This is a genomic window from Curtobacterium sp. APC 4022, from assembly GCF_030407555.1.
Classification (GTDB): domain Bacteria; phylum Actinomycetota; class Actinomycetes; order Actinomycetales; family Microbacteriaceae; genus Curtobacterium.
Map to the genome: position 1 here is coordinate 70660 of NZ_JASDDD010000005.1, position 12599 is coordinate 83258.

Here is a 12599-nt window from a genome sequence, read left to right on the forward strand (position 1 = left end):
TCAGGGTACCGGGGCGTCGACCGGGTCGCCGGCGTCGCCGAGCAGCGGGCGCAGGGTCGCGACGAGGGCGGCGCTGCCGTCGGGGTCGTCGCCGAACCACCGGTTGCTGGCGTGCACGACCGGGTACGCCCGGCTCAGCAGGTCGCGGCCCGCCGGGGTCAGTCGGATCCGGGAGAGCCGGCCGCGTCCCCGCTCCGTGCCCCGGTCGAGCAGCCCGCGCTCGCCGAGTCCGGTGACGAGCGGCGTCATGCTCTGCGGTCGGACGCCCACCGCTCGTGCGAGGTCCGCCTGGCTGAGCCCGTCGGCCGCGGCGAGCTGCACGAGGACGCCGAACTCGACCGGGGTCAGGTCGAGCGGGTCCAGTTCGGCCGCCAGCCGTCGGGCGAGTTCGCGGGCGGCCCGGATCACGGTCCACGCGGCGATGGCGTCGACGTCGTCTCGCGTCGCTGAGAACTCCCGGGGCACACGTCGATCGTACGGCGTAGCGTTCGGTATCAGAAACCTGATACCAAACGCTGCGGGTCCGGCCCGCACCACCAGGGTCTGACCCGCACCACCAGGAGGAACCATGCGCGACACCATCGCAGTCACCGGCGGGACCGGCGACGTCGGCGGCAAGACCATCGAGATGCTGCACGCCGACGGCGCCGACGTCCGTGCCGTCGTCCGCCGCCCCGACCAGGTCCGGGCCTTCCGCGACCGCGGCATCGACGCCCGCCTCGCCGACCTGGACGACGGCGAGGCCCTGACCACCGCACTCGAGGGCGTCGACCAGCTGTTCATCGTCACCGCCGCCACCGAACGCCAGGCGGAGCACGGCATCACCGCGGTCCACGCAGCCCGTGCCGCCGGGGTCCGTGCGATCGTCCAGCTCTCCGGCGGGGACGCGGCGGAACACTCGCCGATGCCCTGGGCCAGTGCCATCTGGCGGATCGACCGGGCAGTCCGGGCGAGCGGCCTGGAACGCACGATCCTGCACCCGTCCGGCTTCATGACGAACCTGGTCCCCTCCGGACCGGCGATCCGCCGCGGGGTCTTCCCACAGACGATGGGCGACGGCGTCATCGGCTGGATCGACACGCTCGACATAGCCCGCGTCGCCAGCACGGTCCTGCAGGGCGGGGTCCACCACGGCGACGAGCCCGTCCTGACCGGGCCGGAACTGCTCGACGGCCGCGGTGTCGCCCGAGAGCTCAGCGCCGGACTCGGTCGGCCCGTCCGCTACCTGCACCTGCCGAGCCGGGTCTTCGGCGGCATGCTGCGCGTGACCGGCATGCCCGCCTGGCAGGCCGAGGGGCTCCGGCAGCAGTTCGGCGTGGTCGCGCGGCGGGGCCTCGACGGGGTCGATGTGCTCACGCACGAGGTCGAGCGGATCACCGGCACCGCGGCCACGCCGCTCTCCGGGTGGGCGCGGGCACACCGGCGGGAGCTACTGGGGCGGTGACCCGCCGGTTGCGGGACCGGGGCGGGACGGACGGGAGGCCCGTGGCGGCCGTGCTGCGTGCCTCCCGTCCGGTGGACGCACCGCTGGGCGGCCCCGTCAGCGTGCGGAGATCGTGACGACCAGGTGCTCCTGCACGTACCCGAGCCAGTCGTAGACGTCCCGCAGCCCGACGCTGCCGTCGTCCCCGTCCAGCCCGTTGTCCGCCGTCGCACGGTCGACGATGCCCAGCCGGTCCGCGATCGTCAGCCGCAGGTCCGTCAGCGACCGGAGCCACGCCTGCTCGTCCGACCGGCTCAGTGCGCCCTCGCGGGAACCCGTCAGCCACTCGTGGACGACGGCCGCGTTCGCGGACTTGGCGGTGCGCAGGTCCTCCTGCGTGTAGCGGCGGAACTCGGCGCTGGCCTCGTCGTCCTCGGGGTAGGCGTCCGGGAACATCCGGACCGCCACCGGGTCCGTCGCCAGGTCGTGGTCCAGGACCTGGCGCAGCTGCTCGACCAGCGAGGTGAGGACGGCGCGCTCGCCGGCGGCCAGTCCGAGGTGCACGCCGTCGGCGCGGCGGACGAAGGGGATCACGCGGCGGGGGCCCGGTCGACGGTCGCCTGCAGGCCGTAGCCATGCATGGCCTCCACGTGGCGTTCCATCTCCTCGCGGTGGCCGGTCGCGACGACCGCCCGACCGTCGGAGTCGACCTGGTGCATCAGCCGCTCGGCCTTCGCGCGCGGGAAGCCGAAGTAGGACTCGAAGACGTAGGTGACGTACGACATCAGGTTGACCGGGTCGTCCCACACCACGGTCGTCCACGGGACGTCCGCGCGCACCGAGGTCCGCTCGTCGACGTCCGGACTCAGCATGGTCATGGAGTCAAGGGTGACACGAACCGGTGGCCTCGGTACGATCGAGGGGTCGCGACTGGCGTTGGATGGGTCACCATCGGGAAGCGACACCTGACACGGTGCGCGGCCGTACGCCTGGGCCGCAACCAATCGTCCACCCCGTCGTGCGTCTGCTCGGCGGTGTCGCGCCCCGGCGCGCCAGACAACGAGGAGTCCCGTGTCCATCACCGACCTGTCGCCCGCAGCGACCCAGTCGTCCTTCAACGCCCCCCTCTCCGAGGTCGACCCGGAGATCGCCGCCGTCCTGCAGCAGGAGCTCGGGCGTCAGCGCGACTTCCTCGAGATGATCGCCTCCGAGAACTTCGTGCCGCGCGCGATCCTCGAGTCGCAGGGCTCCGTCCTGACCAACAAGTACGCCGAGGGCTACCCCAGCAAGCGCTACTACGGCGGCTGCGAGTACGTCGACGTCGCCGAGCAGCTCGCCATCGACCGTGCCAAGGCGCTCTTCGGTGCTGCGTACGCCAACGTCCAGCCGCACTCCGGCGCGACCGCGAACGCCGCCGTCCTGCACGCCATCGCCTCGGCCGGGGACACCATCCTGGGCCTCGAGCTCGCCCACGGTGGTCACCTCACCCACGGCATGAAGCTGAACTTCTCCGGCCGGATCTACAACGCCGTCTCGTACGGCGTCGACCCGGAGACCTTCGAGGTCGACTACGACGACATCCGCGCCAAGGCCATCGAGCACCAGCCGAAGGTCCTGATCGCCGGCTGGTCGGCGTACCCGCGCCAGCTGGACTTCGCGAAGTTCCGAGAGATCGCGGACGAGGTCGGCGCCAAGCTCTGGGTCGACATGGCGCACTTCGCCGGTCTCGTCGCCGCGGGTCTGCACCCGTCGCCGGTCCCGCACGCACACGTCGTCTCCTCGACCGTGCACAAGACCCTCGCCGGCCCCCGCTCGGGCATCATCCTGTCCAACGACGAGACGCTGTTCAAGAAGCTCAACTCGGCCGTCTTCCCGGGGCAGCAGGGTGGCCCGCTCATGCACGTCATCGCGGCGAAGGCCACCGCATTCCTGCTCGCCGGCACCCCGGAGTTCAAGGACCGCCAGGAGCGCACCATCCGCGGCGCCCAGGCCCTCGCGGCCCGTCTGACCCAGCCCGACGCCAAGGGTGCGGGCATCGACGTCCTCACCGGCGGCACCGACGTGCACCTGGTGCTCGTCGACCTGCGCGAGTCCGAGGTCGACGGCAAGCAGGCCGAGGACCTCCTGCACGAGGTCGGCATCACCGTGAACCGCAACTCGGTGCCGTTCGACCCGCGTCCGCCGATGGTCACCTCGGGTGTCCGCATCGGCACCTCGGCGCTGGCGACCCGCGGGTTCGGCGACGCCGAGTTCGCCGAGGTCGCGGACATCATCGCGCTGACGCTGATGCCGAACCCCGACGTGGCAGCACTCTCGGCCCGGGTGAAGACCCTGACCGACGCGTTCCCGCTCTACGCGTGAGCGACACGACGGTTCCCCTGCCCGCCGAGCGGTGGGCAGGGGAGGGCTCCGCAGTGCGCATCGACGGCACCGCCCTCGCCGCCCGGACGCTCGACGACCTGAAGATCCGCATCGACCGGCTGCACGACCACGGCTTCCGGCCCGGTCTCGGCACGATCATGGTCGGACAGAACCCCGGCTCGGTGTCCTACGTCGCCGGCAAGCACCGCGACTCGGCGCAGATCGGGCTCGACTCGATCCGCATCGACCTGCCGGAGACCGCCAGCGCCGCGGACATCCGCGGGGCGATCCTGCAGATGAACGACGACCCCCGGGTCACCGCGTTCATCGTGCAGCTCCCGCTGCCGCAGGGGATCGACCCGATCCCGATGCTCGAGCTGATGCACCCCGCGAAGGACGCCGACGGCCTGCACCCGACGAACCTCGGCGAGCTCGTGCTCGCCGTCCCCGGTGGTGCCGGCACGATCGACGCCCCGCTGCCGTGCACCCCGCGCGGCATCGTCGCGATGCTCGAGGCGTACGACATCCCGATCCGGGGCCAGCACGTCACGATCATCGGCCAGGGTCTGACCGTGGGCCGGCCGCTCGGTCTGCTCCTCACCCGCCTCGAGGCCACCGCCACGCTGACGCACTCGCTCACCGAGGACGTCGCCGCCGAGTGCCGCCGTGCCGACATCATCGTGGCGGCCGCCGGGGTCGCCGGGCTGGTGCAGCCGGACTGGGTGAAGCCGGGCGCGGCGGTCATCGACGTGGGCATCAGTCGCGTGCTCGACGAGGGCACGGGCAAGGCCAAGCTCCGCGGCGACGTGGCCCCTGCGGTCGCCTCGGTCGCCGGGTTCCTCTCGCCGACGCCGGGCGGTGTCGGTCCGATGACCCGCGCGATGCTCATGAAGAACGTCGTCGAGGCCGCCGAGCGCCACCTGCACTAGCCGCGCTGCCGAGCCTCGCCCCTGCGGACAGGTTGTGGCGCACGCGTGCCGAGTCGAGTCCGCCAGGCCGAGCCTCGGCCGTGCGGACAGAATGCGGCGCACGTGCGCCGAGTCGAGTCCGCCAGGCCGAGCCTCGGTCGGCGCGGCGGCCGGGAGGCGCGGCGTGCGCCGACGACGGCGGCGCCGGCCCGGCCGTTGTGCCGTTGGCACCCGCACAACGGCAACCGCCTCGCGCCACGGTTTCCCGTGGTGCGGCGCGGTTGCTGTTGTGCGTAGGTGCAGGCGCGGCCGGTGGCCGAGCCTCGCCCTGCGCGGCGCGGCGCTGGCCGCCGGCGTCGAGCCCGCCAGGCCGAGCCTCGGCCGGCGCGGCGGCCGGGAGGCGCGGCGCGCGCCGAGGACGGCGGCGCCGGCCCGGCCGTGGTGCCGTTGGCACCCGCACAACGGGAACCGCCTCGCGCCACGGTTTCCCGTGGTGCGAGGCGGTTGCTGTTGTGCGTAGGCGCCGCGGGCGCGGCGGCGGCCGGCCCGCGCGCTACGCGTCGCGGCGCGCGCCCTGCGCCGCGTGCACCGTGAACACGGTCGGCTCGCGGTACCCGGCGGCGGCGAAGGCGGCGGTGACGGCCGCGGCGATCCGGTCACGGGCCTCCCGGTCGACGAGCGCGATGGCCGCGCCACCGAACCCGCCACCGGTCATGCGCGCGCCGACGGCTCCGTGCTCGACGGCGGTCGACACCGCCAGGTCGAGCTCCGGCACCGAGATCTCGAAGTCGTCGCGCATCGACTCGTGCGAGGCGACGAGCAACGAGCCGATGGCCCGGGGTCCCTGCTCGCGCAGCGTCCGGACGGTGTCGAGGACGCGCTGGTCCTCAGTGACGATGTGACGCACCCGACGGAAGGTCTCGTCGTCGAGCAGCTCCTGGGCGCGGGGCAGGTCGTCGACCGACACGTCGCGGAGGGCCGGCACGCCGAGCACCTGGGCACCCTTCTCGCACGAGTCACGACGGGCCTTGTAGCCGCCGGTCGCGTGGGCGTGCTCGACGCGGGTGTCGACGACCAGGATCTCGAGGTCGTTCGCCTCGAGCGCCAGGTCCACCACGGCGGTGTCGAGCGTGCGGCAGTCGAGGAACACGACGGCGTCCTGTTCGCCGAGCAGCGACGCGGACTGGTCCATGATGCCGGTGGGGGCACCGACGGCGTGGTTCTCGGAGTACTGGCCGACGCGGGCCAGGGTCTTCCGGTCGAGCCCGAGCTCCCACAGGTCGGTGAACGCCAGGGCGACACCGCACTCGATCGCGGCACTCGACGACAGGCCCGCGCCGACCGGAACGTCCGAGTCGATGAAGACGTCGAACCCGGTGCGGCCGGACAGGTCCGCCCCGGCCTGTTCGCGCAGCGCCCAGGCGATGCCGAAGACGTACGCCGACCAACCCGTCATGCGGGCGGGGTCGAGCTCGTCGAGGGACAGCGACACCGGGCCGCCCTCCGGGTCGAACGACGACGCGACGCGGATGACCCGGTCCTCGCGCGGCGCGATGTCCGACGTGGTGCGGCGGTCGATCGCGAAGGGCAGCACGTACCCGTCGTTGTAGTCGGTGTGCTCACCGATCAGGTTGACGCGGCCGGGGGCGGAGTACCGCACCGCCGGCTCGTACCCGAACACCTGCTGGAACGTCATGCTCGCTCGATCCCTCCTCGGATGAACTCGGCGGCCTTCTCCGGGACGAGGTCCCCGATCCAGGCGCCCATCGCGGCCTCACTGCCGGCCAGGAACTTCAACTTGTCCGCCGACCGACGCGGGGACGTGATCTGCAGCATCAGCCGCACGGTGTCGCGGCCGGTGTGCACCGGGGCCTGGTGCCACGCGGCGATGTACGGGGTCGGATCGCCGTAGAGGGCGTCGAGACCGCGGGTGAGCCGCAGGTGCAGGTGCGCGAGCTCGTCCTTCTCGGCGTCGGTGAGCCCGGCGAAGTCCGGCACGTGGCGGTGCGGCAGCATGTGGATCTCGACGGGCCAGCGCGCGGCGAACGGCACGAAGGCGGTGAAGTGCTCGCCGGCGAGGACGACCCGCTCGGAGCCGCGCTCGTTCGCCAGGTGCTGCTCGAACAGGTCCGGGCCGAAGCGCTCGATCGAGGACAGCAGCCGCTGCGTGCGCGGGGTCACGTACGGGTACGCGTAGATCTGGCCGTGCGGGTGGTGCAGGGTGACGCCGATCGCCTCGCCCCGGTTCTCGAACGGGAACACCTGCTGGATGCCGGGCATCGCGGACAGTGCGGCGGTGCGGTCGGCCCAGGCCTCGACGACGGTGCGTGCACGCGACTCGGAGATGGACGCGAACGAGCCGCTGGTCTCGGGGGAGAAGCAGACGACCTCGCAGCGGCCGACCGAGCGGAGCTGCCGGTTCAGGCCGACGTCCGACAGTGACTCGAGGGACGACGGCGCGTCGTCGCCGACCAGGTCCGGCCCGAAGGACGGCGACCGGTTCTCGAACACCGCGACGTCGTACCGGCTCGGGATCTCGGACGGGTTCGCGGCCGTCTGCGGCGCGAGCGGGTCCTGGTCGGCGGGCGGCAGGAACACCCGGTTCTGCCGCGCGCTCGCGATCGACACCCACTCGCCGGTCAGGACGTCCTGGCGCATCCGGGCCGTCGCCGGCCGCGGGTCCAGGACGCGCTCGTCGATGCTGCGCTCGGCGGGCAGCGTCGAGTCGGCGTCGTCGAAGTAGAAGAGGTCGCGGCCGTCCGCGAGCGTCGTCGCACGTTTCGTGATCACCGCTGCACTCTACCCGCGCGCGAAGGGTTGCGAAAGCAAGTGGAAGCAGACGAAACTCGTGCTGTGACGTCTGACGAGCCTCCCGTCCTGCCCGCGCTGCTGCGGCAGGACCGCATCGTCGCGCTCCTGGACGGTGCCCCGGGAATGGTCCGGACCGCGGCGCTGGCCGCCGCCGTCGGCACGAGCGAGGTGACGGTCCGCCAGGACCTGGCTGCGCTCGACCGGGAGGCCCGGATCCGCCGGGTGCACGGCGGTGCCGTCCGCCTCGGGGCCGGGTCGCGCGAGCGCCCGCTCGAGGAGACCGCCGTCGAGAACAGCACCGCCAAGGCCGCGATCGGCCGTGCCGCGGCGGACCTGGTGCGCTCCGGACAGTGCATCGTCCTCGACGTCGGCACCACGCCCGCGGCCGTCGCCGAAGCGCTGGTCGCCCGCGAGGACCTGGTCGACGTCACGGTCGTCACGAACTCGCTCACCACCGCACTCGCGCTCGAACGGGCCGTCCCCCGGTTCACCGTCGTCGTCACCGGGGGCACGCTCCGGCCGTTGCAGCACTCGCTCGTCGCACCGTTCAACGCGACCGTGCTGCCGATGCTGTCCGCGGACCTGGTGTTCCTCGGCGGCACCGGGCTCGACGTGGCGCACGGCCTGACCAACGTGAACCTGCCCGAGACCGAGGCGAAGCGGGTCCTCGCGGCGGCGGGCAGGCGTACCGTCGTCGTCGCGGACGGGTCGAAGTTCGGCCGGGCCGACATCGGCGTGGTGAGCACGCTGCAGGACGTCGACGTCGTCGTCACCGCGGGCGTCAGCGCGGACGCGGTCGACCTGATCTGGGCGGCCGGCGTCCACGTGGTCGTCGCGGACGGACCAGCGGGGACGACCCGCGCATCGGAGAGGAAGCAGGCACCATGAGCACAGCGGCCAGCACAGCAGCCCCCACGGGCGGTCAGTACCACCTGCGGCACGCCGGACGGGACGGTGTCGTCGAGGCCGTCGTCACCGAGGTGGCCGCCGGCATCCGCGAACTCCGGGTCGCGGGCTTCGACCTCACCGAGCCGTTCCCCGCCAGCGAGGCTCCGGCCGGGGCGAACGGCATCGTGCTCGCACCGTGGCCGAACCGCGTCGCCGGTGGTGCCTGGCAGCTCGACGGGGCGACCCAGCAGTTGGACATCTCGGAGCCGAAGTACGGCAACGCCTCGCACGGGCTGCTCCGCTTCGCGCCGTACCGCGTGGTGGACCAGACCGAGTCGTCGATCGAGCAGCAGGCCACGATCCACCCGCAGCACGGCTGGCCGTTCACCCTCGAGACCCGCGTGCACCACGAGCTGGTCGAGGACGGCATCCGGATCACCCACACGGTGACGAACCGCTCGGGTCGCCCGGCACCGTTCGCCATCGGGTCGCACCCGTACCTGCGCGCCGGTGACACCCCGGCCGAGGACCTGGTCATCCGGCTGGACGCCGCGACGGCGTTCACCGTCGACGACCGGAAGATCCCGAACGGCACGCAGCCCGTCGCGGGCACCGACCTGGACCTCCGCGCGGGCCGCCGTGCGGGCGACTCCGACCTGGACACCGCCTACACGGACGTGACGCCCGACGACGAGGGCACCCGCCGCACGACCCTGCACGGGCCGGAGGGCGACGGTGTCGAGCTGTGGCAGGACGCCTCGTTCCCCTACGTGCAGGTCTTCACGTCGCGCGAGTTCCCCCGCGGTGACGGCAAGGGGCTGGCGGTCGCCGTCGAGCCGATGACCGCACCCGCCGACGCCCTGAACTCGGGCGAGGGGCTGCGCTGGCTGCGCGCCGACGAGTCCTGGACGGGCTCGTGGGGGATCCGCCGCGTCTGGTCCTGACCGTCAGCCGGCTTGCTTGCCTCCGGTCAGCCCCGGCGCATCCGCAGGGCCTCGACGGCGAGTGACTCGCTGGGGTAGCGACCGATCTCCTGCGCCCACGCCGGGTCATCGCCGCGCAGCGCGAGGAAGTCCTTGCGCTGGCGGACGACGTAGCCGAGCACGGCGGTGGCGGTCGCGACCTCGGTGAAGTCCTTGCGGATGTGGCGGACGCTGACCGCGGCCCCGCGCCGCAGCGCGTCGAGCAGCAGCTCGTCGCTCATGGTCGTCCCGGTGGCGGCCGCGAGCTCCACGAGGCGGCGCGCGTCACCGGTGGAGCTGGTCTGCGTGGCGTCGATGGGCTCGATCACGATGTACCCCGTTCGGTGTGGTTCGTTCAGTGCTGGTGTCCCGCGGTGAGCGGAACCAGGAACGACCATATCGAGGCGAATCCACCAGCCGGCTGAGCGGTGCACTGATGTGGACAGAGTGCCGGCCATGGATCACCTGGGGACGACTTGTACCCCGAGACGTCAGCTGGCGCGGCCCAGGTCCCACACCGGCGGCACGTACTCGCGGGACCATCCCTCGCGCAGACGCGTCACCGCACGGTCGAACGACTCGAGCAGGTCCATCTCCGGCCGGACCATGGACTGCAGCTGGAGCCCCTCGTACGTGGCCAGGAGCTGCTCGGCACCGCGGGACGGTTCCATCGTGTGCGGCTCCCGACCGGCGGCGATGTCCTGCATGAGGCTCTGCTGCACGAAGCCGTGGAACTTGCGCCAGCGGATGTGCAGCATCGGCGCGAGCGGGTGCTTCGGCGCTGCGGCGATGTTCAGCGTCGAGGTCAGGAAGCGCATCAGCGACGGGTCGTCGACGTTGGCGGTGACGATCGCGCGGAGGAACCGGATGGTCCCGAACTCGGCGGCGAGGGGCATCAGCGGCGTGGTGCGGCGGTCGTTCCACCGGTCGATCGTCGCCAGCAGCAGGCCGTCCCAGCTCGGGAACGACGCGCCGAGGGTCGCGATGGTGACGTCCGCCTCGTCGGCGACGCGGGCGGGGGTGACTTCGTGCAGGGGCAGTTCGTGGAGCACCCGGATCATCGCGTCGACGATCTGTGTACGGGTGAAGACGTCGTCGTGCGGTGCGGAGTCCATGGTGGGGCTGGGCATGTCAGCACCACATCACATCGTCGCCGTGCCGGGGTACCCCCACAACGAGCATCCTGTCCGCGGTGCGAACTGCCGATCGGGCCACGAGGTTCAGCGGGCGCGGCACTCCGGGGAGGTCGAGCCGACGGAATGCAACGCGGTGTCGATGCGGCGCGCGAGGTACCGGTAGCCGGCGTCGTTCAGGTGCTCGCCGTCCGACGCCGCGTACGCCGGACTGTTCACGGAGGTGAACCAGTGCTCCGCGACGGGGTCGATGTACGGCACACCGGCCGATCGCGCACCGGCGCGAACCGCGGCGTCGATGCTGCCCGTCGAGTCGGCGCGTGGACGTGGTGCCGACGGGCCGATGGCGACGAGCAGCGCGCGGGGCCACTGGGCGACCGCCTGCCCGAGTGTCTCCTCGACCCGTCGGCGGAGGTCGGCCTCGCTCACGGTCCAGTCGTTCTGGCTGCCCTGCACGATCACGAGGTCGGGATCGGCATCCGCGTCGGCGACGATCCGCGGCAGGTAGGTGTCGGACCGGGAACGACCGGGGCCGGGGTTCACGTACCCGGTGCCGGGACGCCCGTCGATCGTGCTGTCCCACCCGGAGTCGACGGAGAGCATCTGCGCCCACCCCGTCATGCCGTCGGACGAGCCGCGTCCCCGGGTGTACGAGTCCCCGATGACCAGGACCCGTGAACCCGCCGCCAGCGCCCTGGCCGTCGCGGCACTCGCGCGCTCCTGGTCCGGCGGACACGACGACCGCGGGGCCGAGGACGGCAGGGCGACCGAGACGGCGACCCCGAGCACTGCCAGGGCGATCGCGACCGTCCTCGGCCGCCGGGCACGGCCAGCACCGCCGTTGCTCCGAGTCGACACGGTGCGGAGCCTACGGATCCGTCGGTGTGGGTGTCCGGTGCCCGCCGGAGGTGCCCGTGGCCTCGGCCACCCCGGCGGCACGTCGTCCGCGAGCGGCCGAGGGATCACCGGAGAGACGCCGGGAGACCTGCTTCGCCAAGCGGTGTGCCGGCAGTTCGACGAACCGGGCGAAGAACACCGCCGCGACGAGTGCGAGTGGGACCGTCAGGAGCGGGGCGATCCACGGGTGTGCGTCCGGTACCAGCTCCGCGATGCTGACGGCGATCGGCTCGTGGACCAGGTAGAGGCTGAAGGAGATCCGGCCGAGCGTCCGCGGGACCGAGCCGAGCAGCACGCGCTCGGCGGGGAGCCACTTGCCCGCGAGCACGACCAGCACGACGGCGGAGAGCAGGATCACCGTCGACCCGAACACCGCGCCGGGGGCTTCCCGCGGGTACCACCACCCGCAGGTCAGCCCGAGCACGCTCGCCACGAGCAGCACCCAACCGACCAGCCGCCGGACCTGCCGGATGCGCTCCCAGCCGGCGGCCACGGCCGAGCCGACCAGGAACATCGACAGGTACGTCAGCCACTGCAGGCGGAGCGGGTGCCCGGCGGTCGACAGCAGCGCCGCGACGAGCGCCGTGATCCACCAGTGTCGGCGCGTGAGGGCGGCGATCGAGACGAACAGCGGCAGGAGGAGCGAGAAGGCGACCTCCCACGTGAGGGACCAGAGCGGGCTGTTCATCCGGGTCGGCGAGAGCAGCGTCAGGTCCCCGACGAGCCCGTGCAGGCTGAGGGTGTCCGCGTGCCGGGCCACCCAGGCGGACTCGCCCGGGTCGCCCGTCCGGGGGACGACGAGGAACAGGACCAGCGCGACGAGGACCGAGGCCACCACTGGGACGTAGAGCCGGACCAGTCGCGCGGGGAAGTACGCGATCCAGTCCTGGGTGCGACGGAGTGCCGGCAGCGTGAGCACGAACCCGCTGAGGACGAAGAAGACGAAGACGGCCTCGCCGCCAGCCCAGAAGACGTGCAGGGGTGTGTACACCAGCCAGGACCGGCTCTCCGGGACGGGCAGGTGGAGGTTGCCGTTCGCGAAGGACGGGATCGTCAGCAGTGAGTGGTGGATCAGGACGACGGCCGCGGCGACACCACGCAGGCCGTCGAGCGAACCGATCCGACCCGCTGGGCGATCGCGCATGCCTCGATCTTAGGAGGCTGCGAGCCGGAAGCGAACACTCGTCACCTTGGGGGAGTGCGGGGAGCAGAGAGG

14 protein-coding genes and 1 riboswitch are annotated in these 12599 nt (G+C 72.5%); of the genes, 5 read left to right on the plus strand and 9 right to left on the minus strand.

The window, feature by feature from the left end; translation table 11 throughout:
- A complete protein-coding gene (locus tag QL987_RS02775) occupies nt 1–465 on the minus strand; it encodes a MarR family transcriptional regulator (RefSeq protein WP_290156161.1) in 465 nt (154 codons plus the stop codon).
- Between the two features lie 103 nt (nt 466–568).
- Between QL987_RS02775 and QL987_RS02780 the strand changes: the two genes are divergently transcribed.
- Nucleotides 569–1444: an NmrA family NAD(P)-binding protein gene (locus QL987_RS02780; RefSeq protein ID WP_290156163.1), complete on the plus strand. Its 876-nt coding sequence runs from the start codon at nt 569–571 to the stop codon at nt 1442–1444.
- A 96-nt stretch (nt 1445–1540) separates the two neighbouring features.
- Here QL987_RS02780 and QL987_RS02785 read toward each other — a convergent pair whose 3' ends face one another.
- Entirely contained in the window at nt 1541–2017 is a 477-nt protein-coding gene (locus QL987_RS02785) for a DUF2017 family protein (RefSeq protein ID WP_290156165.1), read from the minus strand.
- Nucleotides 2014–2301 carry an ATP-dependent Clp protease adapter ClpS gene (gene clpS / locus QL987_RS02790; RefSeq protein ID WP_111052343.1) on the minus strand — a complete coding sequence of 96 codons (288 nt, stop codon included), beginning with the start codon at nt 2299–2301 and terminating at the stop codon, nt 2014–2016. Before clpS ends, QL987_RS02785 begins: the two co-directional genes overlap by 4 nt.
- A 38-nt stretch (nt 2302–2339) precedes the next feature.
- Nucleotides 2340–2425, plus strand: a riboswitch (ZMP/ZTP riboswitch).
- Nucleotides 2426–2500: 75 nt separating this feature from the next.
- On the opposite strand from clpS, the gene glyA reads away from it, so the two are divergent.
- Entirely contained in the window at nt 2501–3784 is a 1284-nt protein-coding gene (gene glyA / locus QL987_RS02795; protein ID WP_290156219.1) for a serine hydroxymethyltransferase, read from the plus strand.
- Nucleotides 3781–4713 (plus strand): tetrahydrofolate dehydrogenase/cyclohydrolase catalytic domain-containing protein, encoded by a 933-nt coding sequence (locus tag QL987_RS02800; RefSeq protein ID WP_290156167.1) that lies wholly within the window; start codon nt 3781–3783, stop codon nt 4711–4713. Before glyA ends, QL987_RS02800 begins: the two co-directional genes overlap by 4 nt.
- Before the next feature lie 532 nt (nt 4714–5245).
- On the opposite strand, the gene galK is transcribed toward QL987_RS02800, so the two are convergent.
- Nucleotides 5246–6388: a galactokinase gene (galK, locus tag QL987_RS02805; protein WP_290156168.1), complete on the minus strand. Its 1143-nt coding sequence runs from the start codon at nt 6386–6388 to the stop codon at nt 5246–5248.
- Nucleotides 6385–7482, minus strand: a complete 1098-nt coding sequence (gene galT / locus QL987_RS02810; protein ID WP_111073839.1) for a galactose-1-phosphate uridylyltransferase — start codon at nt 7480–7482, stop codon at nt 6385–6387. The genes galK and galT overlap by 4 nt, the downstream gene beginning before the upstream one ends.
- Before the next feature lie 63 nt (nt 7483–7545).
- On the opposite strand from galT, the gene QL987_RS02815 reads away from it, so the two are divergent.
- Together QL987_RS02815 and QL987_RS02820 are read left to right on the plus strand one after the other, a co-directional pair.
- Nucleotides 7546–8391 carry a DeoR/GlpR family DNA-binding transcription regulator gene (locus tag QL987_RS02815; protein WP_290156169.1) on the plus strand — a complete coding sequence of 282 codons (846 nt, stop codon included), beginning with the start codon at nt 7546–7548 and terminating at the stop codon, nt 8389–8391.
- Nucleotides 8388–9335, plus strand: a complete 948-nt coding sequence (locus QL987_RS02820) for an aldose 1-epimerase family protein (RefSeq protein ID WP_290156170.1) — start codon at nt 8388–8390, stop codon at nt 9333–9335. Before QL987_RS02815 ends, QL987_RS02820 begins: the two co-directional genes overlap by 4 nt.
- Before the next feature lie 26 nt (nt 9336–9361).
- On the opposite strand, the gene QL987_RS02825 is transcribed toward QL987_RS02820, so the two are convergent.
- From QL987_RS02825 to QL987_RS02840, 4 genes are all read right to left on the minus strand, one after another.
- On the minus strand, nt 9362–9682 hold the full coding sequence (locus QL987_RS02825; protein ID WP_290156171.1) for a hypothetical protein: 321 nt from the start codon (nt 9680–9682) through the stop codon (nt 9362–9364).
- Nucleotides 9683–9844: 162 nt separating this feature from the next.
- Nucleotides 9845–10483, minus strand: a complete 639-nt coding sequence (locus QL987_RS02830; RefSeq protein ID WP_290156173.1) for a hypothetical protein — start codon at nt 10481–10483, stop codon at nt 9845–9847.
- Nucleotides 10484–10573: 90 nt separating this feature from the next.
- On the minus strand, nt 10574–11344 hold the full coding sequence (locus tag QL987_RS02835; RefSeq protein ID WP_290156175.1) for an SGNH/GDSL hydrolase family protein: 771 nt from the start codon (nt 11342–11344) through the stop codon (nt 10574–10576).
- A 10-nt stretch (nt 11345–11354) separates the two neighbouring features.
- A complete protein-coding gene (locus QL987_RS02840; RefSeq protein WP_290156177.1) occupies nt 11355–12527 on the minus strand; it encodes an acyltransferase in 1173 nt (390 codons plus the stop codon).
- Nucleotides 12528–12599 lie beyond the last annotated feature (72 nt).

Coding starts and splice junctions, on each gene's coding strand:
- QL987_RS02780 (WP_290156163.1), top strand. CDS start 569: ATGCGCGACACCATCGCAGTCACCGGCGGGACCGGCGACGTCGGCGGC.
- clpS (WP_111052343.1), bottom strand. CDS start 2,301: ATGACCATGCTGAGTCCGGACGTCGACGAGCGGACCTCGGTGCGCGCG.
- galK (WP_290156168.1), bottom strand. CDS start 6,388: ATGACGTTCCAGCAGGTGTTCGGGTACGAGCCGGCGGTGCGGTACTCC.
- QL987_RS02820 (WP_290156170.1), top strand. CDS start 8,388: ATGAGCACAGCGGCCAGCACAGCAGCCCCCACGGGCGGTCAGTACCAC.
- QL987_RS02830 (WP_290156173.1), bottom strand. CDS start 10,483: ATGCCCAGCCCCACCATGGACTCCGCACCGCACGACGACGTCTTCACC.
- QL987_RS02840 (WP_290156177.1), bottom strand. CDS start 12,527: ATGCGCGATCGCCCAGCGGGTCGGATCGGTTCGCTCGACGGCCTGCGT.